The 23629-nt window shown below is 74.6% G+C and carries 25 protein-coding genes; 6 read left to right on the top strand and 19 right to left on the bottom strand.

The window, feature by feature from the left end; all coding sequences use genetic code 11:
- The first annotated feature begins 24 nt into the window (after positions 1-24).
- From Q7A36_RS12445 to Q7A36_RS12435, 3 genes are read left to right on the top strand one after another with little or no spacing between them, the layout of a single operon-like run.
- Positions 25-267 carry a FitA-like ribbon-helix-helix domain-containing protein gene (locus Q7A36_RS12445; protein ID WP_305104018.1) on the top strand — a complete coding sequence of 81 codons (243 nt, stop codon included), beginning with the start codon at positions 25-27 and terminating at the stop codon, positions 265-267.
- Positions 267-686 carry a type II toxin-antitoxin system VapC family toxin gene (locus Q7A36_RS12440; RefSeq protein WP_305104017.1) on the top strand — a complete coding sequence of 140 codons (420 nt, stop codon included), beginning with the start codon at positions 267-269 and terminating at the stop codon, positions 684-686. The genes Q7A36_RS12445 and Q7A36_RS12440 overlap by 1 nt, the downstream gene beginning before the upstream one ends.
- Positions 683-1465 carry a competence/damage-inducible protein A gene (locus Q7A36_RS12435; RefSeq protein WP_305104016.1) on the top strand — a complete coding sequence of 261 codons (783 nt, stop codon included), beginning with the start codon at positions 683-685 and terminating at the stop codon, positions 1463-1465. Before Q7A36_RS12440 ends, Q7A36_RS12435 begins: the two co-directional genes overlap by 4 nt.
- Here Q7A36_RS12435 and Q7A36_RS12430 read toward each other — a convergent pair.
- Both Q7A36_RS12430 and argE read right to left on the bottom strand, forming a co-directional pair.
- Complete coding sequence (locus Q7A36_RS12430; protein WP_305104015.1) at positions 1450-2463, bottom strand: M14 family metallopeptidase; 1014 nt, start codon at positions 2461-2463, stop codon at positions 1450-1452. The genes Q7A36_RS12435 and Q7A36_RS12430 overlap by 16 nt on opposite strands.
- The gene (argE, locus tag Q7A36_RS12425) at positions 2463-3620 is read right to left on the bottom strand and encodes an acetylornithine deacetylase (protein ID WP_305104014.1); all 1158 of its coding nucleotides are present in this window, start codon (positions 3618-3620) and stop codon (positions 2463-2465) included. The genes Q7A36_RS12430 and argE overlap by 1 nt, the downstream gene beginning before the upstream one ends.
- A 66-nt stretch (positions 3621-3686) precedes the next feature.
- Between argE and Q7A36_RS12420 the strand changes: the two genes are divergently transcribed.
- Positions 3687-5273: a M81 family metallopeptidase gene (locus Q7A36_RS12420; protein WP_305104013.1), complete on the top strand. Its 1587-nt coding sequence runs from the start codon at positions 3687-3689 to the stop codon at positions 5271-5273.
- Here the strand turns inward: Q7A36_RS12420 and Q7A36_RS12415 are convergent.
- The 3 genes from Q7A36_RS12415 to Q7A36_RS12405 are packed head-to-tail and all read right to left on the bottom strand — an operon-like array spanning position 5237 to position 8244.
- Positions 5237-6055, bottom strand: coding sequence for an MBL fold metallo-hydrolase (locus tag Q7A36_RS12415; protein WP_305104012.1), 819 nt, complete (start codon positions 6053-6055; stop codon positions 5237-5239). The genes Q7A36_RS12420 and Q7A36_RS12415 overlap by 37 nt on opposite strands.
- Positions 6056-6058: 3 nt before the next feature.
- Entirely contained in the window at positions 6059-6823 is a 765-nt protein-coding gene (locus Q7A36_RS12410) for a DsbA family protein (protein WP_305104011.1), read from the bottom strand.
- Positions 6820-8244 carry a M48 family metalloprotease gene (locus Q7A36_RS12405; protein WP_305104010.1) on the bottom strand — a complete coding sequence of 475 codons (1425 nt, stop codon included), beginning with the start codon at positions 8242-8244 and terminating at the stop codon, positions 6820-6822. The genes Q7A36_RS12410 and Q7A36_RS12405 overlap by 4 nt, the downstream gene beginning before the upstream one ends.
- Here Q7A36_RS12405 and Q7A36_RS12400 point away from each other — a divergent pair.
- Positions 8204-9751, top strand: a complete 1548-nt coding sequence (locus Q7A36_RS12400) for a gamma-glutamyltransferase (RefSeq protein ID WP_305104009.1) — start codon at positions 8204-8206, stop codon at positions 9749-9751. The genes Q7A36_RS12405 and Q7A36_RS12400 overlap by 41 nt on opposite strands.
- 10 nt (positions 9752-9761) lie before the next feature.
- Positions 9762-10928: a pyridoxal phosphate-dependent aminotransferase gene (locus Q7A36_RS12395; RefSeq protein WP_305104008.1), complete on the top strand. Its 1167-nt coding sequence runs from the start codon at positions 9762-9764 to the stop codon at positions 10926-10928.
- A gap of 217 nt (positions 10929-11145) precedes the next feature.
- Here Q7A36_RS12395 and Q7A36_RS12390 read toward each other — a convergent pair whose 3' ends face one another.
- From Q7A36_RS12390 to Q7A36_RS12325, 14 genes are all read right to left on the bottom strand, one after another.
- Positions 11146-12054: a tetratricopeptide repeat protein gene (locus Q7A36_RS12390; protein ID WP_305104007.1), complete on the bottom strand. Its 909-nt coding sequence runs from the start codon at positions 12052-12054 to the stop codon at positions 11146-11148.
- 78 nt (positions 12055-12132) lie between these two features.
- Positions 12133-13845: a pilus assembly protein TadG-related protein gene (locus tag Q7A36_RS12385; RefSeq protein WP_305104006.1), complete on the bottom strand. Its 1713-nt coding sequence runs from the start codon at positions 13843-13845 to the stop codon at positions 12133-12135.
- Positions 13842-14426 carry a TadE/TadG family type IV pilus assembly protein gene (locus Q7A36_RS12380; RefSeq protein WP_305104005.1) on the bottom strand — a complete coding sequence of 195 codons (585 nt, stop codon included), beginning with the start codon at positions 14424-14426 and terminating at the stop codon, positions 13842-13844. Before Q7A36_RS12380 ends, Q7A36_RS12385 begins: the two co-directional genes overlap by 4 nt.
- Positions 14404-14877 (bottom strand): TadE/TadG family type IV pilus assembly protein, encoded by a 474-nt coding sequence (locus Q7A36_RS12375; RefSeq protein ID WP_305104004.1) that lies wholly within the window; start codon positions 14875-14877, stop codon positions 14404-14406. The genes Q7A36_RS12380 and Q7A36_RS12375 overlap by 23 nt, the downstream gene beginning before the upstream one ends.
- Positions 14874-15824: a type II secretion system F family protein gene (locus tag Q7A36_RS12370; RefSeq protein WP_305104003.1), complete on the bottom strand. Its 951-nt coding sequence runs from the start codon at positions 15822-15824 to the stop codon at positions 14874-14876. The genes Q7A36_RS12375 and Q7A36_RS12370 overlap by 4 nt, the downstream gene beginning before the upstream one ends.
- The gene (locus Q7A36_RS12365; protein WP_305104002.1) at positions 15821-16792 is read right to left on the bottom strand and encodes a type II secretion system F family protein; all 972 of its coding nucleotides are present in this window, start codon (positions 16790-16792) and stop codon (positions 15821-15823) included. Before Q7A36_RS12365 ends, Q7A36_RS12370 begins: the two co-directional genes overlap by 4 nt.
- Complete coding sequence (locus tag Q7A36_RS12360) at positions 16789-18186, bottom strand: CpaF family protein (protein ID WP_305104001.1); 1398 nt, start codon at positions 18184-18186, stop codon at positions 16789-16791. Before Q7A36_RS12360 ends, Q7A36_RS12365 begins: the two co-directional genes overlap by 4 nt.
- Positions 18183-19400: an AAA family ATPase gene (locus Q7A36_RS12355; protein WP_305104000.1), complete on the bottom strand. Its 1218-nt coding sequence runs from the start codon at positions 19398-19400 to the stop codon at positions 18183-18185. Before Q7A36_RS12355 ends, Q7A36_RS12360 begins: the two co-directional genes overlap by 4 nt.
- Positions 19400-19702: a hypothetical protein gene (locus Q7A36_RS12350; RefSeq protein WP_305103999.1), complete on the bottom strand. Its 303-nt coding sequence runs from the start codon at positions 19700-19702 to the stop codon at positions 19400-19402. The genes Q7A36_RS12355 and Q7A36_RS12350 overlap by 1 nt, the downstream gene beginning before the upstream one ends.
- 7 nt (positions 19703-19709) lie before the next feature.
- Positions 19710-21110: a type II and III secretion system protein family protein gene (locus Q7A36_RS12345; protein WP_305103998.1), complete on the bottom strand. Its 1401-nt coding sequence runs from the start codon at positions 21108-21110 to the stop codon at positions 19710-19712.
- Positions 21110-21958 (bottom strand): Flp pilus assembly protein CpaB, encoded by an 849-nt coding sequence (gene cpaB / locus Q7A36_RS12340; protein WP_305103997.1) that lies wholly within the window; start codon positions 21956-21958, stop codon positions 21110-21112. Before cpaB ends, Q7A36_RS12345 begins: the two co-directional genes overlap by 1 nt.
- Positions 21959-21969: 11 nt before the next feature.
- Positions 21970-22455, bottom strand: coding sequence for a prepilin peptidase (locus tag Q7A36_RS12335; protein ID WP_305103996.1), 486 nt, complete (start codon positions 22453-22455; stop codon positions 21970-21972).
- Positions 22456-22504: 49 nt separating this feature from the next.
- Complete coding sequence (locus Q7A36_RS12330; protein ID WP_370655665.1) at positions 22505-22690, bottom strand: Flp family type IVb pilin; 186 nt, start codon at positions 22688-22690, stop codon at positions 22505-22507.
- A 196-nt stretch (positions 22691-22886) separates the two neighbouring features.
- Positions 22887-23519: a lytic transglycosylase domain-containing protein gene (locus Q7A36_RS12325; protein WP_305103995.1), complete on the bottom strand. Its 633-nt coding sequence runs from the start codon at positions 23517-23519 to the stop codon at positions 22887-22889.
- Between the last annotated feature and the right edge of the window lie 110 nt (positions 23520-23629).

Here is a 23629-nt window from a genome sequence, read left to right as displayed (position 1 = left end):
GAGTGATAGCAGACGGAGGTCGCCATGGCCCAGGTGCTGGTGCGGCAACTGGACGATGCGGTGGTCGAGCGGCTGAAGCGCAAGGCGGCGGCGCGCGGTACCTCGCTCGAAGGCTATGTGCGCGATCTGATGAACCGCGACGCGGCTGAGGGTCGTGCCGCGCTCATCGAGGAATTGCGGGCGATGCGGGCGGCGCAGCCGCCGCAGACATCCGACTCCACCGAGTACATCCGGCGCTGGCGAGACGGGGACCGGGACGACGATTGATGGTGGTCGTCGATGCAAGCTGCGCCGTGAAGTGGTTCGTGCCCGAAGCCGGCTCGGACCTGGCCGAGCGGCTGCTGGATCCGGCGTGGTCGCTCATCGCGCCCGACCTGCTCGCGGTCGAGACGATGAATGCGCTGCTGCGGAAGCAGCGACGCGGAGAGGTCACGGAGGCGGTTCCGGCGCAGGCCCTGGGTCACCTGCAGTCGCTCGGTATCGCGGTCATGGCGCACGAGCCGCTGTTGCGGGAGGCCATCGGCCTGTCGCTGCGCCACCGCCACGGGATCTACGATTGCCTCTATTTGACCGTAGCGCGGCGGCGCGGCGCGGCCCTCGCCACCTTCGACCGCCGCCTCGCCGCCCTTGCGCAATCCCTCGCCATCCCCCTCTGGTCTCCCGACGACGTCCAGGAACACCCATGACAAGCAATCCCACCGCCTGCCTGCTGATCATCGGCAACGAGGTGCTCTCGGGCCGTACCCGCGACGCCAACCTGCAATTCCTGGCGACCCGCCTCGGCGAGATCGGCATCCCGCTGCGCGAGGCCCGCGTCATCCCGGATGTGGAGGCGACGATCATCGCCACGGTGAACGAGTGCCGGGCGAGGTTCACCCATGTCTTCACGACCGGCGGCATCGGCCCGACGCATGACGACATCACCAGCGAATGCGTGGCCAAGGCCTTCGGCGTGCCCTGGGAGGTGCACGAGCCCTCCCGCGCCGCCATGGCCGCGGACTATGCCCGCCGCGACCCGCCGGTGGAGATGAACGCCGCCCGCCTCCGCATGGCGACCCTGCCGCGCGGCGCCGTGCCGATCGTCTGCGCCGAGACCACGGCGCCCGGCTTCTCCATGGGCAATGTCCATGTGATGGCGGGCGTCCCGCGGATCATGCGCAGCATGTTCGAGGCGCTGGCGCCGAGCCTCGAGGGCGGGCAGCCGATCCGCTCCCACACCGTCTACGCGCACCAGGTCTATGAGGGCCAGATCGCCGAGGGCCTGTCGGCCATCCAGGCGAAGTACCCGGCCCTCGACCTCGGCAGCTATCCCTATTACCGCGGCCGGGGCGGCGGCGTGGCGCTGGTCTCGAAGGGGACGGATGCCGCGGCGGTCGAGGCGGCGGCGGCCGAGTGCTTCGCGCTGCTGTCGCGGTTCGGCGAGGCGCAGCAGGGCGAGCCGCCGGCGGATCAGGTCTCCACCTGATCCTCGACGAAGCGGGCCAGCCGCACCGCCGTCTGGCCCGGCAGGGCGCGCAGGCTCGGCATCACCAGCAGGCAGTCGTCATGCGGGGTGCGGATCTCCTCCTCCCCGTCCAGCGCGATCAGCGTGTTCCGGTGCGGCACCACATGCCCGCCGCGATAGGGCCGCAGGAAGGCGAAGCCCGGCGTGCGCGCGGTGACCGTGCGCGTGACCTCGGCCAGGCGCGGCGGGCCGGCCATGGCCGGCGATGCCGGCGCCGGGCCCTCCGCCGCCGGCAGCATCCCGGCGTGCCGCAGCAGCCGCGCCCCGGCGGCCTCCATGGTCTCGACCGTCGCGGTCTCCCAATGCGCGCCCGCCTCGAGCAGCAGCGCCACGCCCGGGCCGTCGGGCGCGCCGAAGCGGGCATAGTCGATGATCCGCAGGCCCGCGAGGTGCCCCTCATCCGCCACCACCAGCGGCGGCAGCCCGATATCGAGCGCGAGGCGCGCCGCGCGCCGCGGCTGCCCGGTCAGGACCAGCGGGTCGGAGGGCCAGAGCATCGAGTGCAGGTCGAGCAGCACGTCGACCGTGTCGAAGAGCGGCCTCAGCACCCGCGCGCGCCGGAGCTCGGAGGAGCGGCGGCCGCCCGAGAGCGTCTCCTCGTCCCAGACCCGGTTGAGGTCCTCGTCGATGAAGCGGCTCGCCGTCGGGTCCTCGGGATCGAAGCGGGACAGCGCGTCGAGATTGGCGAAGACCAGGGAGAGCCGTCCGCGCTGCGGCCGCAGCCCGGCGCGCAGCCAGCGGTCGAGCAGGATGGCGCCGCCGATCTCGTTGCCATGCGTCGCCGCCACGACCGCGACATGCGGGCCGGGCGCCTCGGCGCCGAAGCTCCAGACGCCCGGCAGGACATTGCCGCCGTACCAGGGCCGCAGGTCGGGCAGGGCGACCCGCACCGTCATGCGCGGCAGGCCGCCCGCGAGCAGGGCGGAGAGGTCGGGCGGCAGCGGCTCCGGCTCGGCCATCATCCGTCCGTCAGCGTCCGCCCGAGGCGGTCGAGGACGTCGAGGCACTCCGCGATCTGGTCCTCCGCCACCCATTCCTCCGGCTGGTGCGCCTGGGCGATATGCCCCGGCCCGCAGACGATGGTGGCAATTCCCGCGTCCTGGAAGAACCCGGCCTCGGTGCCGTAGCTGACGCGCCCGGCCTGGTTGCGGCCCGTCACCTGCTGCAGCAGCAGGGTGAGCGGCGCATCCTCCGGCAGGTCGAAGCCGGGCAGGAAGGAGCGCGGCCGCAGCTCCATCCGCGCCTCCGGCGCCACGCCGCGCAGCGGCGGCAGCACCGTGCCCTCCATGAAGGCCTGCAGGCCGGCCGTCACCGCCGCGGGATCGTCGCCGGGGATGGAACGCACCTCGAAGGCGAACTCGGCATGGTCGGGCACGATGTTCAGCGCGCTGCCGGCCTGGAAGGTGCCGACATGCACCGTGGTCCAGGGCGGCTCGAATCCCTCGATCCGCCGGCCCGTCGCGGCGATCTCCCGCGCCTTCGCCGAGAGCCAGGCGACGCCCTCGGCCGCCGCCTGCAGCGCATTCGCCGTCCCGGTCGTGCGGGAGGAATGGCCGGAGAGACCGGTGACGGTGGCGACCCAGCTCGCATAGCCCTTCTGCGCGATCACCGGCGCCATGCCGGTCGGCTCGCCGACGATGCAGGCGGCGGGCGGCGGCGCCTGCTCGCCCAGCAGCGGCACCAGGCGGCGCGCGCCCTCGGCCGTGGTCTCCTCGTCATGCGTCAGGCAGAGATGCACCGGCCGGGCCAGCGGCAGGGCGGCGAGCCGCGGCAGCATGGCGATGGCGCAGGCGGCGAAGCCCTTCATGTCGGCGGTGCCGCGGCCGATCAGCCGGCCCGCCTCCCGCCGCAGGGTGAAGGGATCGGCGCGCCAGGGCTGGCCGTCGACGGGCACGCAATCGACATGCGCCGAGAGGGCGAGGCCGCCCGCGACGCGCGGCCCGACCACCGCGTGCAGATTCGCCTTCTCGCCCGACCCGTCCAGCGTCACCCGGCTCTCGACGCCCCGCGCCGCCAGCCACGTCTCCACCCAGCGGATCAGGGGCAGGTTGCTGTTGCGGCTGGTCGTGTCGAAGGACACGAGCCGCGCCAGCACCGCGACCGATTCTTCATGCATCCCCTGTCTCCCGCCGCCAGTCTATACCCGGTGCGCGCAGGAGCAATCCGGCCCGGAGGAGGACGAATGGAGGAGGCGCCGGTGAAGGAGAGGCTGGCAGGCGGGCCGCGGATCGCCGTCCTCGGCCTGCATCTCGAGGCCAATGCCTTCGCGCCGCCGACGCGGCTCGAGGATTTCGCGCGGCAGTGCCTGGTCCGCGGCGCGGCGATGACCGCGCTGGCCCGTGGCGGGACCAGCCACATGCCGGCCGAGATCGCGGGCTTTTATCACCGCATGGACGCGACCGGCCCCTGGCAGCCGGTGCCCGTGCTGATCGCCGCCGCGCCGCCCGGCGGGCCGATCGAGCATGCGGTCTTCCTCGACCTGCTCGATGCCATGCGCCGCGGCCTCGCCGCCGCCCTGCCGCTGGATGGCGTCTATATCGCCAGCCATGGCGCGAGCGCCTCGACCGGCGACGAGGACAGCGACGGCACCCTCGCCGCCATGGTCCGCCAGGTGGTCGGGCCTGCCGTGCCTATCCTCTGCAGCCATGACCTTCACTGCAACGTGTCCGAGCGGCTCGTCGCGGCGGTGGACGCCCTGGTGGTCTACCGGACCAACCCGCATGTCGACATGGCGGCGCGCGCCGCCGACTGCGCCGACCTGCTGCGGGAGGTGCTGGCGGGCGAACGCCTGGCGCGGGCCTTCGTCCGGCTGCCGCTGACCCCGCCCTCCGTCACCCTGCTGACGGCTTCCGGCCCCTATGCCGAGCGGATCGCCGAGGCCGAGGCGCTGATGCGCGAGGATCCGCGCATCGCCAATGCCTCGGTCGCCGCCGGCTTCGTCTTCGGCGACCTGCCGAAATGCGGGATGACCGTGACCGTGACCGCGCGCGGCGGCGATGCCGCCCTGGCGCGGGAGGCGGCGCTCTGCCTCGCGCGGCATGCCTGGGCGGCGCGGCACCGGCACCTGCCGCGGCTGACCCCGCTGGCGGAGGCCGTCGCGGCGGCGGTTGCCGCCGGCCGTGGCGAGGCGCCGCCGGTGCTGCTGGCCGATGTCGCGGACAACCCGGGCGGCGGCGGCCGCGGCAGCACGGCCTATCTGCTGCGCGCGCTGCACGAGGCGGAGGCGCAGGGCGTCGTGCTTGGCGTCTTCGTCGATCCGGCGCTGGCGGCGGAAGCGCATGCGCGGGGCGAGGGCGCTGTCCTCGAGGCGGTGTTCAACCGCGAGGAGTCGGAGTTCTCCCGCCGCTTCGCCGCGCCCGCGCGGGTGCTGGCGCTGCGCGACGGGGAGGGGCTCGGCCGCCGCGGCACCATGGCCGGCCGCCGCTTCAGCCTCGGCCCCTCGGCGCTGCTGGAACTGGAAGGGTCGGGCCTGCGCGTCGTGGTCGGGTCGCTGCGGCGGCAGTTGCACGAGCCGGCGATGCTGGAGATGCACGGCATCGACATCGCGCAGGCGCGCTGCGTGGTGGTGAAGAGCCGCGGGCATTTCCGCGCCGGCTTCGACGAATTCTTCGGGGAGGACCGCATCCTCGAGGTGGACGCACCCGGCCTGACCAGCCCGGTGCTGGCGAATTTCGCCTGGAAGCGGCTGCCCCGGCCGGTCTTCCCGATCGACCCGGAGGCGGCCTGGGAGCCTCAGGGCTCCACCATCCCCGCCACCCAGGCGCAGTAGCGCTCGGCGCTGCGGGCCAGCGCCGCCCGTCCGCCCGTCACGATCTCCCGCTCGTGGAAGGCGCCGTAGATCGCCTCCCATTCCAGCGCCAGGCAGCGCGCCGCCATCCGCCGCACCTCGGCCGGGGGCAGCGGGATCAGGCAGGGATAGCTGCGCATGAAGCCGATGAACTTGCGGTCCGGCAGCACCTGCAGGATGTCGCCCGAGAGCAGCGCGCCTTTCCCGCCTGCGCCGCCCCGCCAGTGCGCCACCGCGCCGCCGGCGAAGTGGCCGCCCAGGCGGTGCAGGGTGATGTCCGGCAGGACCTCCGCCGTCTCGCCCTCCCAGAAGCGCAGGCAGGGATCGGGCCGCGTCACATGCCCGCGGTCCGCCGCATGCACCCAGACCGGCACGCCGAAGGCGCAGCCCCATTCCGCCATGGTCGAGTAGTAGTGCGGGTGGCTCAGCGCCACGCCCGCGATCCCGCCCAGGGCACGGATGATGGCGATGGTCGCCTCGTCCAGCAGCGCGATGCAGTCCCAGAGCAGGTTGCCCGCCGGCGTGCGCACCAGCAGCGCCCGCTGGTCGATGCCGAAGGCCGGCACGGTGCGGAGGGCCAGCAGGTCCGGCTCCAGCGCCCGCCAGGTATTGGCATGGCCGCCGCGGAGCGCCTCCAGCACCGTCCAGCGCTGGCCGCGCGCCGGGACGTATTGCCGCTCGTCCTCGCAGATCGGGCAGCGCACCGGCGGCTCCGCGCTCTCGGCGAACTGGATGCTGCAGGTCTCGCAGAGGAAATGCGGCACGCCCTAGCCCCCCTGCTTCGTGCGCGCCTCCGAGACCAGCCTCTCCAGCGTCGCCAGGTCCACCGCGCCCGGGACCAGGGTGTCGCCGATGACCAGCGCCGGCGTGCCCTCGATGCGCAGGGCGCCGGCGAGCCGGGTATTCGCCTCCAGCCGCCGCGCGATCGTCGGGTCGTCCATGTCCCGCCGCAGCCGCGCCCAGTCGAGGCCGAGCTTCTCCGCCTCCCGCTTCAGCACCGGCTCGGCCGGCTCCTCGCGCAGCCGCAGGAGGGCCTCGTGCAACTCGGCATACTTGCCCTGGCGCTGCGCGGCCAGCAGGGCGCGGCTCGCCAGCAGGCTGTTCGGCCCGAGGATCGGCAGGTCCTTCAGCACCAGCCGGACATCCTTCTGCCGGCGCAGCATCTGCTCCATCGCCGGCTCCATCTGCTTGCAGTAGCCGCAGCGGGCGTCGAAGAACTCCACGATGGTGACGGCGCCCTGCGGATTGCCCTTCACCGGGTCCTCGGCGCCGCGGAACAGCGCCTCGGATTGCGCGACGATGGCGCTGCGCTGGGCCTTCGCGCGGTCCTCGGTCTCCGCCTGCTGCAGCGCCGTCAGCGCCTCGCGCAGGATGGAGGGGTCCTGCCGCAGCGCCTCGCGCAGGATCTCCACCACCTCGCGCCGCTGCTCCGGCGAGAAGGCGGATGCGGTCCCAGATGCGGTCCCCTGGGCCAGGGCGGGCGGGGCGAGGGCGAGGCCGGCGGCCAGGGCCAGCAGGGAAAGGCGGGTCATGGCGAGCGTCTCCTCCGCGCGGCGTCGTCCTGCTCGCGCTGCTCCTTGGTCAGGTTGTCCCGCTTCGCCGCCTCGCGCAAATCCTGCGCGCGCAGCTTCAGCGGCCCGGGCGGCAGCGCCTCCTCCGCCCGCCGGGCCAGCATCCGGGCATTGGGATAGTCGCCCTCCAGCACTGCCTCCTCGGCCAGGGCCAGGTCGGCCTGCGGCATCCGCCCGAGCCGTCCCTCGACGGTGCCGAGCTGCCGCCAGGTGAAGGCATTGTCGCGCTCGAGCCGGAGGCTCGCCTCGAACTCCGCCGCCGCGGCGCGCAGCGAGGCCGGGTCGCCCGCCTCCATCAGCGCCCGGCCGAGCGCGGTGCGGATCAGCGACTCGGCCGGCGCCAGCCGCGCCGCCTCCCGCAGCGGCGCCACCGCCTCGCGCGGCCGCCCGGCCTCGAAGAGGATCTGTCCCTGCAGCTCCCGCAACCAGGGATTGCCCGGCTGGTCGCGCAGCAGGGGGGCGAGGATGCCGAGCGCGGTCTCCGCCCGGCCGGAGCGGTACTGCGCGATCGCCCGGGCGTAGCGGGCCGGCGCGCCCGCATCGCTCTCCGGGTAGCGCTTCCAGGTGGCGAGCGGCGGGTCGATGAAGGCGTCGAGCTTGGCGCGTACCATCCGGAAGCCGGTATCGAGCGCCGCCGGGAAGGGCGCGTCGCTCGCCGGGCTGCGCGCCACGTGCTCGGTCACGAATTCCAGCCGGTCGGTCGAGAGCGGATGGGTGCGGAAATAGGGGTCCTGCCGGCCGACGGCCAGCAACTCCTGCTCCTGCAGCCGCCCCAGCAGCCGCGCCAGCCCGCGCGAGGACCAGCCGAGGCGGTCGAGATAGGCGACGCCCGCCTGGTCCGCCGCCTGCTCCTGGCTGCGGGTGAAGGCGTAGAGCTCCCCCATCGCCATGGTCTGGCTGCCGAGCATGATGGCGCCCGCCGCATTGCCGCCGACGTTGCGGCCGCCGCCGAGCGCCGCGGCGCCGCCGAGCAGCATCCCGGCGATGGAGCGCAGGAAGGCGTTGCGCATCTCCTCCGGCAGCCGGGCGACATGGCCGCCGGCGATGTGCCCCGTCTCATGCGCCAGCACCCCCGCCAGCTCCGCCACGCCCTCCGCCTGCTGGATCAGACCGGTGTTGACGAACATGCGGTTGCCGGTGGTGACGAAGGCGTTTATGGGCCGCGCCTCGACCAGCGTGATCCGCACCAGGGCGGGATCCACACCGGCGGCGCGGAACAGGGGATGCGCGATGCCGCGGAGCAGGGCCTCCGTCTCGGCATCGCGGATGGTGATCACCGGACTCGCGCCGCCTTGGGCCCGCGCCGCGACCGGCGCGAGACAGGGGACCAAGGACGCCAGCATGACCACCAGCGCCGAGAACAGGGCCCAGGCCTTCCGCATGCCGCGCGTCTTAGCCCGCGGGCCCGGGCGGCGCCCAGGGGAGGTGCGCCGGGAGCTGCGCCGGGAGCTGTACCGGGGCCTGCGCGCCGGCCTCCTCGCGCTCGGCGCCCTCGCGCTCACGGGTTGCCAGACGCTCTCCGGCCTCAACCCTTTTGGCTCCTCCGGCCCGCCCGCCGGCCAGCCCGGTTTCGTCCGCGGCTTCCTCGGCGGCATCGCCACCGAGGACCCGGCGGCGGCGCTGATCGGCCGGCAGGTCCTCTCGGCCGGCGGCACCGCGGTGGATGCCGCCGTCGCCGCCGGCTTCGCCATGTCGGTCACCCTGCCGTCCCGCGTCGGGATCGGCGGCGGCGGCGCCTGCCTGGTCTTCGACCCCGCCAAGGCGGCGACCGAGGCGGTGCTCTTCCTCCCCGGCGCGCGCGAGCGGACGCCCGCCGGCGCCGACCGCCCGGCGGCGGTGCCGCTGCTCGCCCGCGGCCTCTTCGCGCTGCACACCCGTAAGCCTGGCCGGCCCTTCGAGGAGCTGATGGCCCCGGCCGAGCAGCTCGCCCGCTTCGGCACCGAGGTCAGCCGCGGCCTGGCCGCCGACCTCGCCGCCGTGGCCGGACCGCTGCTGGCCGATCCCGGCGCGCAGGCGGTCTTCGGCCGGCCGGGCGGCGGCGCGAAGCAGGCGGGCGAGCAGCTCCTCCAGCCCGAGCTCGCCGGCACCCTCGGCCAGCTCCGCCTCGCCGGCGTCGGCGACCTGCACCAGGGCACGCTGGCGCGGCGGCTGGAGGAGGTGTCGCGCAGCGCCGGCGGCAGCCTGACGCTGGAGGAGCTGCGGGCGGCGCTGCCGACCCTCGGCCGGCCGCTCGACCTGGCGGTCCGGGGCGGCGACCGCATCGCCTTCCTGCCGCCGCCGGCCGATGGCGGCCTCGCCGCCGCCGCCGCCTTCGAGGCGCTGCGCAACGGCGCCGACATCCCGACCGGAAGCGCGCGGGGGCTGGCCGCCGTCGCCGCCTGGCGTGCCCGCGGCGGCGATCCCGCCGGCTATGTCACCGCCGCCAACCTGCCGCCGGCCGGCCCCGGCGCGCTGCCGGCCTCGGCCGGGCTGATCACCTTCGACCGGGAGGGCGTCGCCGTCTCCTGCGCCTTCACGCTGAACAACCTCTTCGGCACGGGCCGGATCGCCCCCGGCCTCGGCTTCCTGCTGGCGGCGGCGCCGGGGATCGGCGCGGTGCAGCCGGCGCTGCTCTCGGCCGCCATCGCCTACAACCCGAATATCCGCGGCTTCCGGCTGGCCGCCGCGGCCTCCGGCCAGCAGGCGGCGCCGATCGGCGTGGCCGGGCCGGCGGCGCTGCAGCTCCTGCGCGCGCTGCCGCCGGAGACGGCGCTGGAGGGCGGGGCGCCCGGCCCGGCGCGCACCCAGCTTGCCGCCTGCCTCAACTACCTGCCGGGACGGGCCGACCGCTGCATCGCCGTCAGCGACCCGCGCGGCGCGGGCGTGGCGCTGGGCGCCGTGGACCAGTAGGCTCCGGGGCATGGCGCTGAAGATCGGCCGCGGGGCGGAGGCGCCGCCCTTCCTGGTCATGGACGTGATCACCGCGGCCAATGCCAAGGCCGCGGCGCTGCCGCCGGGCGCGCCCGGCGTGATCCGCATGGAGGTCGGCCAGCCCGGCACCGGCGCGCCGCGCGGCGCGGCCGAGGCGGCGATCCGCGCCCTCCAGGCCGGCACGCCCATGGGCTATACCGAGGCCTTCGGGCTGCGGTCGCTGCGGGAGCGCATCGCCCGGCACTATGCCGAGCGCTACGGCGCGGCGGTCGCGGCCGAGCGGGTGGCGGTGACGGTCGGCGCCTCGGGCGCCTTCCCGCTCGCCTTCCTTGCGGCTTTCGATCCCGGCGATTCGGTCGCCATGGCGGCGCCCTTCTACCCGCCCTATGCGAATATCCTGACCGCGCTCGGCATGCGGCCGGTGCTCCTCCCCTGCGGGCCGGAGACGCGCTGGCAGCCTACGGTCGCCATGCTGGAGGCGCTGGACCCCGTCCCGGCCGGGCTGATCCTGGCGAGCCCCTGCAACCCCGCCGGCACCATGCTGCCGCCGGCGGAGTTCGCCGCCATCGCCGAGTGGTGCGGCCGGGCCGGCGTGCGGCTGGTCTCCGACGAGATCTACCATGGCCTGACCTATGGCGAGGTGCCGGAGACGACCGCCGCCACCATCCCCGGCGCTGTGGTGGTCAACAGCTTCTCCAAGTACTTCTCCATGACGGGGTGGCGGATCGGCTGGCTGGTGCTGCCGGAGGACCTGGTCCGCCCGGTGGAGTGCCTGGCGCAGAACCTCTTCATCTCGGCGCCGCATGTCGCGCAGGTGGCCGCCGAGGCCGCCTTCGACTGCCGCGACGAGTTGGAAGCGAACATCGCCGGCTATCGCCGGTCCCGCGCGGCGCTGCTGGCGGCGCTGCCGGGGGCGGGGTTCGACCGGCTCTCGCCCGCCGACGGCGCCTTCTATCTCTGGGCCGATGTCGGGCACCTCACCAACGACTCGGTCGCCTTCTGCCAGCGGATGCTGGCCGAGGCGGGGATCGCGGCGACGCCGGGCGTCGATTTCGACCGCGAGCGCGGCCGGCGCTTCCTGCGCTTCAGCTATTGCGGGCCGGAGGCGGACATGGCCGCGGCGCCCGCGCGCCTCGCGGCCTGGCTTGGGCGGTAGCGCGGGGCCTTCGGTCCGCGCCGCGCGATGCCTTCGGCGACCGGCCCGGACCTTCCGAGCGCCCGGCGTCGCGGCGCTGGGGCGGTAGCGCCGCGCCTTCGGTCCGCACCGCGCATGCCTTCCGAGCGTCCGGCTTCGCGGCCCGCGCCGGCAGGGCGGGGGCGTGCGGGTCCCGGACCCCTAGCCGGGTGGCGGCCCCCGTCCGCGCCTGCCCCCGTCACTCGGCTATCGGCGGTGCGGCGGCGAGCCGCTCCGGCGCCGCGGCCAGGGCGGGCAGGGGCGGCAATTCCTCCCGCCTGATCGCCGCGCGGGCGCGGGTCCGGCGTGGCGGCTCGGCCTCGACTGCCTGGCGGGCGAGGCGCGGCGGCAGCGGCAGGGGCTCGGTCCGCGCCGCGACGGCGGCGAGATCCTGCGCCAAGGCCTCCGCCTCGGCCGGGCCCATGTCGCGGCGGAGGAGCCGCATGGCCCGGTCCGCCTGCCCGGCCGTCACCAGGGCCAGGGCCAGGTTGTGCCGGGCGCGCCGCGGCGCCTCCGGCGCGTATTCCGCCTCCGCGAGGCTATCCACCGCCTCCGCCGCGCGGCCGGAGAGCAGCAGCGACAGGCCGAGATTGGCGCGCACCCCCCAGTCCCGCGGCGCGAGCCGCAGCGCCGCGCGATAGGCCTCCTGCGCCGCCGGCTGGTCGCCCGAGAGGTCGCGCGCGAGCCCGAGGCCGGCGAGGGCGGCGGCATCGGTCGGCGCCAGCGCATTCGCCCGGGAGAAGGCCTCCGCCGCCGCTTCGGTATTGCCCGCGCGAAGCTCGAGCCGGCCGAGCGCCACCAGCCGGGCCGGCGTCGCCCCCTGCAGGGCGATGGCATCCCGCATGGCCTGCGCCGCCTCGCCCTCCTGCCCCGCGCGCTCGGCCGCGAGCGCGAGGCGTTCGCGCAGCGCGCCGTCCTCCGGTCGCTCGCGTGCGGCCTCCCGCAGCAGGGCGAGCGAGGCGCCGGGTTCCAGCGTCCCGGCGAGGCGGAGCCGGCTGTCGAGCGAGAGGGCCTGCGGCCGCGGCACCGACTGGCAGGCCGCGAGCAGCGGCAGCAGCAGCAGGGCGGCCAGCACCGGGCGCGGCGCGCGGGGGCTTCGGGCAGGCAAGGGCACCATCCTGGCACTCGTCGTGGTTTCAGGCTGGCATAGCGCCGCAGGTCTTGCCGTCGCGTGAAGACGGAGGCCTCAGCGCAGCAGGCGGAGATTGGCGAGCTGCGAGCCGATCTGGCGGAAGGCGTTGCGCAGGTCGGCCTGGGTCGGGCTGTTGAAGTAGTAGTCCGCCTGGCTGGCGCAGCCGCGGAACAGCGCCTGGGTCGCGCTGTCCGTCAGGTTGAAGGTGATGGTGTAGATGGTGATGCCCTGCCGCTTCATGGCGGTGCAGAGATTGGTCATGCGATTGTTGAGCTCGGTGGTCATGCGTGCCGGCGTCAGCGCGCCGGCGAGGCCGAGCCGGTTCTCGAGCCGCCTGCCATAGCCAGAATAGTCCGAGTTCATGTTGCCCGAGGCATCGCGGATCGGCGGCGCGCCGGCGGCGGTGACGACGTTGGCGGGGTAGTTGGCCGTGCTGGGGCAGCCGAGCGGCCGCAGCGGCGGCGCGCCTGCCGGCGTCGCGGCATTGCTGGTGCTGGTATCGGTGCAGTCGCCCGGCGCGCCGCCGTTCCAGTCGTTCCAGTTCGCCACGCCGTCGGTCATCAGGACGACGACCTTCTGCATGTACTGCGTGCGGTAGTTCAGCGGCAGGGTGGCCGGGCTGCTGTCGGCGCCGGCATCGGCGGCGGTGGTGGTCCAGAGGCCGCGCCAGGCCGGGCTGAGGGTGAACCAGCCGGCCTGCAGCCCGGCATTGTGCATGGTGCCGCCCTTGAAGGTGGAGCGCAGCGCCATGATGCGGTTGGTCACCGCGGTCTTCGAGGCGGTGAGCGGCAGGATCGGCGCCTGCGGGCAGCCGGAATTGGGGCCGGCATTGTTGTTCTCCCGCACGTCCTGGTACATCTCGCTGATCCCGTTCGCGCCGGTCAGCGTTGCCGCCCAGTCGTTGTCCCCGACCACCGCCGCGCCGCCGTTGCGCAACGTGTACTTGCCGAGGGTGGAGGCCCAGAAATAGGGCCTGAAGGGCTCGGTCCCCGGCGTCGCGTCGGTCTGGTCGTTGCCGGTCGCGGCGCGGGCCTCCACGCAGCCCATCCAGCTCCGCGGCGCGTAGCGCGTCAGGTCGCGGCTGCCGGGATCGAGCCAGCCGGTGCGCTGCGGCGCGATGTTCACCGTGGTGGTATAGGGCACCACGGAGACCCAGAGATTCGGCACCGTCTCCCGGCTGCCGTAGAGGATGTTCACCAGGTCCGAGGCGGCGAGGCGCAGCGCGTCGATGTTCGTCCCGTTGGTCGTGGTGCTGCCGACCGGGCTCGGCGTGCGGTTCGAGCCCATGGAGCCCGTCACGTCCAGCACCAGCGCCAGCTCCATGCCGAGATCGGCCCGCCGCGCCTCCGCCGCCGCGGCGACGGTGAGGGTCTGGACGCCGAGCACGCGCGCGAAGGTGGTGTCCAGCACCGCATGGGCGGTGACGCGCATGGTGCTGCTGTCGACCGCCTGCGGCGGGTCGAGCGTGGTCGCCGCGTCGAGATAGCCGCGCCAGGCCCGCCCCGTGGCCTGCGCCGCGTTGAAGCCGGTTTGCCGCACGCCGATATTGGTCCAGAACATCGCGGCGACCTCGGCATCGCGCTGCGCGGCGGCGATGCCGATGTTGCGCGCCCCGGCGAGTGCCGCGGCATCGAGGGCGGTATGCAGCCGGGAGCGCAGCAGCCAGGCGCGGGCGCCGTCGGTGGCGATGCCGACCAGGCCGACCAACGGCACCGCCAGCAATGCCGTCAGCAGCGCGATGGTGCCGCGTCGGTCGCGCCGGATCATGGGCAGGCCCCCGAGAGCGTGGTGAGGGACGCCGTGCGCGGCCGCAGGATGGCATAGCTGCGCAGCGGCCAGGGCCCGATCGTGCCGAAGAACCAGGGTCCCGATTGCGCCATGATGTGCCAGGGCGTCACGGCATTGATCACCTCGACCACCAGCACGCTCTGGCCCGAGGGCACGATGAAGCCGTTCGGCAGGGCGGCGAGGCCGGCGACCTGCGCGGTCAGCCCGGAATCGCCGCGCGCGCAGGTCCAGCTCACGCGGTTGCCGTTGCCGGTATTGGCGACGACGCTGATGACCGTGCGGGCGCTGCCCGGGGCGGTGCCATTGGACCAGGCGAGCACCGGCGCCGCGATCGCCTTGGCCGCGTCGAACAGGCCGGCGACATCGGCGGTCGCGACCGACTCGAGTTGGCTGCCGACATTGGCCACCTCGGCCGCCGTGCGCTCCAGCCGGAAGGCGGCGCGGGCATAGATCACCAGCTCCGCCGTGGCGACGAAGAAGAGGATCAGCAGGGGCACGAGAATGGCGAATTCCACCGCCGCCGTGCCGCGCCGCGGGTCAGCCGTTCGGATAAGGCTCATTCTTCGCCAGGATCACGAACCGGACCTGCAGGACGCCGAGCGGCAGCAGCGCCCGGCCGAAGGGCGTGAGGCCAGGGGAGCGGTAGACCACGGTGTACTGCACCACGTCGCCCGGCCCGCCGAGCCCGGGCTTCGCCGCGCCCGGCGTCGAGAGCGCGCCGAAGCCCGGGAAGCTCTGCGCCGTGACCGCCAGGGCCTCGGGCCGCAGCGGGAAGCCGGTGGATTTCAGGATGGTCTCGGTGACATAGCCCGCGGCGGTGAAGCCCGCCGGCGGCGCCTGCCCGGTCCCGGCCCAGCGCGCCGCCTCCCGGCCCCCGGCATCGAGGGCGGCGGCGGCGGCCACCTGCCAGCAGGCCTCCATCAGCAGCAGCAGCACGAGGAAGAAGGCGCCGCCCGTGACGGCGAACTCCACCGCCGTCACGCCGCGGCGGTCGCGGGCCAGCCGCCTCACCACAGCCGCGACGCCTGCAGCATGGCCGGCCCGGCGACCACCAGGAACAGGGTCGGCAGGATGCAGAGGATCATTGGCACGGTCAGCAGCACCGGCAGCTTCGCCGCCCGCGCCTCGAAGCGCACGAGCTGCTCCTGCCGCATCTCGGCCGAGAGGGTGCGCAGCGCCTGGGTCAGCGGCGTGCCGTATTGCAGCGTCTGCGCCAGCGTCATGCCGAGGCGCCGCAGCAGGCCGAGCCCCGTGCGCTCCGCCATGTTCAGCAGCGCGGCGCGCCGATCGGCGAGGATCCGCAGCTCCGACCCGCAGAGGGCGAACTCGGTCGCGACGGCCCGGTTGGCCGGGCGGATCTCGGCCGCCACCCGCTCGATCGCGCCCTCGAGCGCGAGGCCCGCCTCCGAGCAGATGACCATGAGGTCGAGCGCATCCGGCAGGCCCCGCTCGAGCTCCTTCAGGTAGCGCTTCCGCAGCCGCTTCGCGACCAGGTCCGGCAGCAGCAGGCCGCCGACCGCGGCGGCGATCAGCCCGACCATCCAGCCGGTCTGCCCCGCCCCCGCCAGCCGCAGGCCGATCGCCGCGGCAAGCGGCAGGCCGAGGAAGAGCAGCACCTTGCCGCCGACGAAGATCGCCAGCGCCCGGTCGCCGCGGAAGCCGGCAGCCATCAGGGTCTGCTCGAGCTCCGCCACCGTCCGGCCGGAGAGGATGCCGCCGCCGGTCAGCACCCGGCCGATGGCGGCGAGGCCGCGCAGCAGCAGCCGCTGCGGCGACCAGGGCAGCGCCACCTGGTCGATGCCGGCGGCGCGCTGCACCTCCAGCATCCGCTCCCCGATCCGCTGGTCGCGCGCGATCGCCCGCCACATCCAGGCGAGGACCAGGCCGAAGCCGAGCAGCGCCGCCGCGCCGGCGAGGAGCAACGCCGGCACGCCGGCGCCGAGCATCGCCGGCGTCATGACAGCGCCTGCCGGATCATCTGGCGCATGATCAGGATGCCGAGCAGCAGCAGCCCGACCGCCGCCGCCAGCACCTGCTGCCCGCCGGGGTCGTCGAAGAGCATGGCGACATAGCCGGGGCTCAGGGCCGCCAGCACGCCGCCGGTGAAGAAGGGCAGGATGGCGAGGATGCCGGCCGAGGTCCGCGCCTCGGCGGCCAGGGCATGGCCGCGCTCCTTCAGCGCGACGCGCTTGCGGATCACCTCGGCGAGGTTCTCCAGCGTCTCCGACAGCCCGCCGCCGGTCTGGCTCTGCAGCGCGAGCGCGGTGGCGAAGAAGCGGTATTCCGGCACGCCGTTGCGATGCGCCGTCTCGGCCAGCGCCTGCTCGAGCGGCAGGCCGATCTGCAGGCGGTCGGAGATGCGGCGGAACTCGCCCGCGGTCTCCTTCGGTGCCTCCCGCGCGACGTTGCGGATCGCCTCGCTCACCGGGATGCCGACGCGGACCGCGCGCGTGACCATGCCGAGCGCATCCGGGAATTGCCGGAACAGGATCTCCCGCCGGCGCGCATCCATCCAGCCATAGGTCCAGCGGCAGAGCAGGAACCAGAGCAGCGGCGCGGCCAGCAGCGCCAGGTCGCCGGCCAGCAGGGCGATCAGCCCGGCCGCGGCGCGGGCCAGCGGCAGCGCGGCCAGCGGCGGGATCCACCACGCCAGCGGGTATTCCGCCGCGCGGTCGAGGCGCAGGCCGAACAGCGCGGCCAGGCGCGGCAGCCAGGGCGAGGCCGCCATGGCCCGCAGCAGGCCCGCGCCCGCCGGCGCCGCGGTCTCCGCCGGGCGATGCGGCGCGACCACGGCGCCGAGCCGCCCGCGCAGCGCGTCCTGCCGCCTCAGCGCGCCGAGGCCGAGCAGGACGGCCAGCGCCAGGCCGAGCAGCCCGCCCCCCGCCATGAGCAGCCCCATGGGCAACCCGGCCGGCGCGCCGCTCACCGCTCCGCCTCCTCCAGCGCCTGGGCCCAGGCGCGCTCCATGCCGAAATAGGCGAGCCGCGGCAGGAAGGAGGGCCGGGCGCGGCTGGCCTTCCAGCGCACGCGGAGCCGCCCCTCCGCATCCTCGCCCTCGTGCTCGAGGGAGAAGATGTCGTTGAGGGTGAAGACGTCGCCCTCCAGCCCCACGAGTTCGGTCACCTGCACCACGCGGCGGGCGCCGTCCCGCTGCCGCTCCACCTGGATGATCAGGTCGACGGCGCTGGCGATCTGGGTGCGGATGGCGCGCACCGGCAGGCCGAAATTGCCCATGGTCACCATGTTCTCGATGCGGACCAGCGCATCGCGGGAGGTATTCGCATGGATCGTGCTCATGCTGCCGTCATGGCCGGTGTTCATGGCCTGCAGCATGTCGAAGGCCTCGGCGCCGCGGCACTCGCCGAGGATGATGCGGTCGGGCCGCATGCGGAGCGCGTTGCGCACCAGGTCGCGCTGGGTGATCTCGCCGCGGCCCTCGAGGCTCGGCGGCCGCGTCTCCAGCCGCACCACATGCGGCTGCTGCAGCTGCAGCTCGGCCGCGTCCTCCACCGTCACGATGCGCTCGCCATGGTCGATCATGCGGCTGAGCGCGTTCAGCATGGTCGTCTTGCCCGAGCCGGTGCCGCCCGAGATGACGACGTTCAGCCGGCAGCGCGCGGCGATCTGCAGCAGCCGCGCCATGGACCGGCTGAGCGCGCCGAAATCGACCAGCTTGTCGAAATCGATCACCCGCTTGGCGAACTTCCGGATCGACATCGCCGGTCCGTCGAGGGCGAGCGGCGGGAAGACGATGTTGACGCGGCTGCCGTCGGCGAGGCGCGCATCCACCATCGGGCTGCTCTCGTCGATCCGGCGGCCGACCGCGGCGGCGATGCGCTGGCAGATATTGGCCAGGTGCTGGTTGTCGCGGAAGCGGATGCCCGACAGCGCCACCTTGCCGCGCTGCTCGATGAAGACCTTGTCATGGCCGTTGACCATGATGTCGGTGATCGTCTCGTCCTCCAGCAGCGGCTCGAGCGGGCCGAGGCCGAGCATGTCGTCGACGAGGTCGAGCGCGAGCTGCCGCTGCTCTCGCGCATTGAGCTGGAGGCGCTGCTCCGTCGCCACCTCGGCCAGCAGGCGCTCGACCTCGGCGGCCAGGCGCTCGGGCGACATGCTGGCGACGGTCGCCGGGTCGATGCGAGCGAGGCAGAGCGCGCGCAGCTCGGCGAGCGGCGCGCCCGGGGCGGCCGGGCGCGCGGCGGGCGCGACGGTGGCGCCGGGCGCGGCTTCCGGTGCCTGGCGGACCAAGGGGCCGGCCAGGCTCGGCGCCGGGTCCGGGCGGCGGCGGCCGAAGGCGGGGACGAGGGCGTTGCTCACCGGCGGAACCGCCCGAGGAGGCCGCGGCGCGGCGCCGCCTCCGCGCCGACGCCGCCGGCGGCGCGGGCGAGGCGGGCGATGGCGTCGCGGAAGGGACCGCCCGCCGCCGCGGCGGGCTGGCCGAGCGTCGCCGCCTCCTCCAGCCGCTTCGGCAGGTCGGGCAGGATGATGTCGGGCTCCTGCTTCAGCGCCTCCGCCACCCGCGTCGCGGACAGCCCGCCCTTGCGGCCGGCGCGGTTCAGCACCAGCAGCGGCCGGTGCGCCTGGCCCGCCCCGGGCTCGAGCTGCAGCAGCCGCAGCGCGTCGCGCAGGCAGGCCAGCGTCGGCTCCAGCACCAGGATGCGGTGCTGCGCGAGGTCGAGCAGGTCGCGGCCGAAGCCCGCGGCCTCATACGGCGTGTCGGCGACGATGAAGTTGCAGCGCCGCCGCAGCATGGCCACCAGCCGCTCCGCCGCGCCGGGGGCATAGGCGAGCGGCGCGGCCAGCGCCTCCTCGGCGGCCAGCAGGTGCAGCCGCTCGCCGGCCGTGACCGTGGCGCGCTCGACGAAGAGCTCGTCCACCCGGTCGGGATGCTCGACGGCATGGCGCAGCCCGGGGCCGGCCTGGGCGCCGAGCAGCAGCGCCTGGACGCCGCGGTGCAGGTCGGCGTCCAGCACGGCGGTGTGGCGCTGCGCGACGGCGGCGAGGTACCAGCCGAGATTGGCCGCGATGGTCGAGGCGCCGACGCCGCCGCGCACGCCCGTCACCGTCAGCAGCCGCCCGCCGCGGGCCGGCGGCGCGACGAAGCGCCGGCGCGCGACCACCGGGCCGAAATGCTCGGCCACCATCGCCGGGGTCAGCGGCTTGTAGAGGTAGTCGGCGGCGCCGAGGCCGCGGGTGATCTGGCGGTAGAAGCCGACATCCTCGCGGTCGCCCACCACCAGCACGCGGACATCGGGCTCGACGACCTGGGACAGGTCCTCGAGCACGGCGAGCGGCTGCGGATGGCCGGCGACGTCCACCACCAGCGTCCAGGGCGTCGGCATCTCCCGCAGCGCGGCGATGGCCTTGTGGATGTCGGCGCGGCGGAACTCGGCCTCCTGCCGCGCGGCCTCGGCGAGGCCGGTGCGCAGCGCCTCCTCGGTCGCCGCGTCGGCGGCGAAGCAGACCAGCGCCCGGCGCTCCGGCCGGTGCTGGGCGTCCTCCAGGCTGTCGGGGAAGGGATGGTCGGGCATCAGTTGCCGCTCCCCGAATTGCCGCTGGGGACGGTGATGATGCGGGCGAGGCCGGTATCGGGCAGCGGCTTCACCCGGTCGGCCCGCAGCCGCTCGATCGCGCCCGTGGCGACGAAGCCTGCCGTGCCCGGCGCCCCGGTGCCGCGCCGCAGCTCGGCCGGATTGGCGACCATGACGGCCAGGTTGGCCTCGTTCACCTGGGCCGGTCGCCAGTTGCCCTCCCGCTTGTAGGGATCGAGCGCGTCGCAGGCGGCCGTCGCCAGCAGCGGCAGCAGCAGCGGGATGTAGCGGCGGAATCGCATGCCAGCCTCACCGGGTGGAGAAGCCAACCTCGCCGGGGAAGCGCGGCGGCAGGCTGCGCACCCTGGAGAGCTGGCGGAAGAACAGGAGCCGCTCGAGATCGTCGGGCGGCACGTAGCGGTCGATCGGCGGGCGCAGCGCCACGGGATCGCTGGCCGGATTGACGACATAGGGCGTGATGATGATCACCAGCTCGGTCTCGTTCCGCTGGAAGCGGTCGGAGCGGAAGAGCGCGCCGAGCACCGGCACCTCCCCGATGCCGGGCAGGGCGCGGCCGAGGCTGCGGGCATTGTCCTGCAGCAGGCCGGCGATGGCGAAGCTCTGGCCGCTGCCGAGCTCGACCACCGTCTCGGCGCGGCGGACGGTCAGCGCCGGGATCTGGATGGAGGCATTGCCGGAGGCGAGCCGCACCGCGCCCTGGTCGGTCAGCTCGCTCACCTCCGGCCGGACCTTCAGGCTGATGCGGCCCTGCGACTGCACGGTCGGGACGAAGGCGAGGCTGACGCCGTATTGCTTGAACTGGACGGTGACGACGTTGTCGCGCAGCGCGATGGGGATGGGGAATTCGCCGCCGACCAGGAAGCTCGCGGTCTCGCCGCTCAGCGCCGTCAGGTTCGGCTCGGCGAGCACGGTGATCAGCCGGTCCTGCGCCAGCGCATCGATGATGGCGTTGACGTCGGCGCGGCCGTCGTTCCAGTTCAGCACGGTGGTGCTGGAGGGGTTGACCGCGTCGAACAGCGCGTTGCGGGTCAGCAGGCCGATGGCGAAATTGCCGCTGCGGCCCACCGCCTGCCAGTCCACGCCGAGCTGGCGCGTGACCTCGCGCGAGACCTCGGCGATGCGGACGCGGAGATTGACCTGGCCGGCCGCGAGCACGCTGAGGCGGTTGTCGATCTGCTGGCCCTCGGCGAGGTAGCCGCGGGCGATGGCGGCGGCCTGCTCGGCCTCGGCGGCCGTCGCCACCTCCCCCAGCAGCGCCAGGCCATTGCCGCGCGCCTCGGCCCGCACCTGCCGGCCCGGCATCAGGCGCGCGATCGCCGCCTGCGCCTCCCCCGCGCCGTAGCCGGAGGGGCGGACCGTGACCTCGTATTGCGCGACCGGGGCGCCCTGGCCGTCGAGCGCGGCGATGGTCGTGCGGCCCGGCGCCACGCCGAAGAGGAAGAGGCTGGTCGGGCTCGCCGGCCGCACCTCGACGACCCGCGGGTCGGCGGCGAAGACCGAGCCGGCGGCGCGGTTCATCTGCAGGATGCGGCCCGCGCCGGCCTCGATGGTCAGGGGCAGGCCGGCGCGCAGCGCCACGCTGTTCTCCTGCGTCACCTGCCGCATGGGCAGCGCCGTCGGGCGGGCAGGCGGGGCCTCCTGCGCCGCGGCGAGCGCGGGCAGCAGCAGCAGCACGGCGGTGATGCGCATCAGAAGCGGAACTCCTCGCGTTTTGCGGCACCCTGGAAGATCTGCAGGGTCTGCGGCGCCGCCTCGGCGGTGCCGCGGCCGGCGCGCAGCGCCGGGGAGACGTCGCCGCCCCAGGTGATGGCCGGCGCGGGCTCGGCCTGCGGCTCGGTGCCGGTGGCGGAGCGGACCACCAGCGAGAGGCGGCCGAGCCGGGTGGCGACCGCGACGCGCTCGGCCTGCTTCTGCGTCACTTCGAGCGTCACGGTGCGGACCTGGCGATTGCCCTCCGGCCCGTCGCCCATGGCGCCCTGGACCAGCGCCTGGTCGATGGCGATGACGCGCACATCGGGCAGCACGGTCTCCCCGGCCACGCGGCGATAGGCGGGCAGGTTGTCGTCCGAGAGCTGCTGGGTGAGCACCACGTCGACGCGGTCGCCCGGCCAGATCAGCCCGGCGGTGCCGGAGACGGCATCGACCCCGACCGAGACCGCGCGCATGTCCGGCCCCAGCACGGCGGCGAGGAAGCCGCGGTCGCCGGGGCGCAGCACGTCCTCGGCCAGCATGGGGTCGCCCTGCGGCAGGCTGCGGCGCACCATGGCGCCGAAGAGCTCCGCCCGCGTCTCCCGTGCATCGCGGCGGGTGCCGGCGGGGGCGGCGGCGACCTCCATCTCCTGCGTCGTGAGGTCTTCCGGCTTGATTAGCGCGCCGGCGCGCAGCGGCCGGGCGGCGACCAGGAACACCGCCTTTTCCGGCGGCGGCGGGGCGTCCGCCACCGGCGCCTCGGCCGGGCGGAGGCTGTACCAGGCGACGCCGCCGAAGCCGAGGAGGCCGAGGAGGAGCAGGCCGAGGAGGAGGGTGCGCAGCAGCATGGGCCGGACTCTCAGACAAGCAGCGTGAAGAAAGTCCCAAGGGCGATGGCGACCGCGTAGGGCAGGGGCCCGCCGCGGCGGATGCGCCAGGCCTCGGCGCGCAGGGCGCGGCCGGGCAGGCCGCCGGGACGCGCCGCGGCGGGCGCCGGCAGCAGCGGCCGCAGCGCGAGATAGGCCAGGCCGAGCAGCCCGCCGGCGATGGCGGTGGCGAGGACGAGGCTTGGCACGGCGGCGGGCGGCACCAGCAGGGCGCAGGCCGCGAGCAGCTTCACGTCGCCCCCGCCCATGACGCGGCAGCGCCAGGCGAGCCAGGCGAGGAGGAAGACGGCCAGCGCGGCGGCGAGCCCGGGCAGCGCCTCCTCCGCCAAGGCGCGGGCGGCGAGGCCGGCGAGCGCGATGGCAAGGCTGGCGGCATTCGGGATGGTGCGCGCGGCGATGTCGTGCAGCGCCGCGGCCAGCAGCAGGGCGAGGGCCGGGGCCAGCGCGAGGAGCGCCATGGCGACGTCCGCGGGCCGGCGGGGCACAAGGCCCCGCCGGCCCTCGGGCTCACTTGCCGGCGATCTTGTCGGCGATGTTCTGGAACATCGTGGAGGCATTGGTGCCCAGCGCGGACACGGCGCCGATGATGACGGTGGCGATCAGCGCGGCGATGAGGCCGTACTCCAGCGCGGTGACGCCCTTGCGGTCGGTGACGAGGGCACGGGCGGAGAGGTAGAGGGACATCAGGTTCATGGGACCTCCTGCATGCCGGCGGGCGGCGAGGGTGGCGGCCCGGTGGCTCCGGGTCGTCCGATGCTGGTCTGTCTCAACCAACAGTCGGTGCATCTCTCCTACTTTTTTCGACGAACCGCATGCAATTGAGACCGTGATTCACGAAATTCAGCAGTGCGGGAAAATCCTGAACAAAGATGATCCACCGGGTTGAGGATCATCCACCGCGGGGCGTCACCACCCGCGGCAGGCCGGGCAGGAGAGGCGCCGTCCGGGCCGGCGCGGGGCCGGCCGTGCCCGGCGCCGCCAGGGGCAGCGGCACGATGACCCGGACATGCCAGGCCGCGGGCGCGAGCAGCGGCGCGACCGGGTCCGCCCGCGGCGCCGGGGGTGCGGGGAGCGACGGCAGGACGCCGCTGCCGCCGGCAAGCGCGGCCATCACCCGCAGCCGATAGGCCTCGCCGCGCTCCGGCGTCGCGGAGTGGTACCAGGCGACGGCCTGTTCCCAGGCGCCGCCCGCCCGGGCCTGCAGCTCCCGCAGGAAGCGGGCGGCATAGCGGGCATTGGCGAGCGGCTCGAAGGCTTCCTCCAGGCTGGCGAAGGCCGCGGGGTGGTGCAGCAGGTTCACCTGCAGGCAGCCGACATCGATGCTGCGCAGGCCGCGCGCCTGCAGCGCGGCGACGGTGGCGATGGCCTCCTCCCGCGTCGCGGCCAGCAGCCCGAGGCCTCCGGCATTCAGCGCCCAGGGCCAGGGCTCGATCCGCCCGGTCGCCGGGTCCCGCCGGCCGCTCTCGGTCCGCGCGATGGCCTGCAGCAGGCCGGGCGGCAGCGCGGCCTCCCGTTCCGCCACCTCGACCGCCGCGCGGCAGGCCGACCAGTCCCCGGCGGCAGCGCCAACCGGTGTGATCGCTGAAAGAACAATTAACGGCCAGCTTCGCATTCGCCTCATGGTTTCAGGTC

Origin of the sequence: Paracraurococcus lichenis (genome assembly GCF_030657435.1) — a bacterium.
Taxonomy (GTDB): Bacteria; Pseudomonadota; Alphaproteobacteria; order Acetobacterales; family Acetobacteraceae; genus Paracraurococcus; species Paracraurococcus lichenis.
This window is presented reverse-complemented; position numbering and strand designations above follow the sequence as displayed.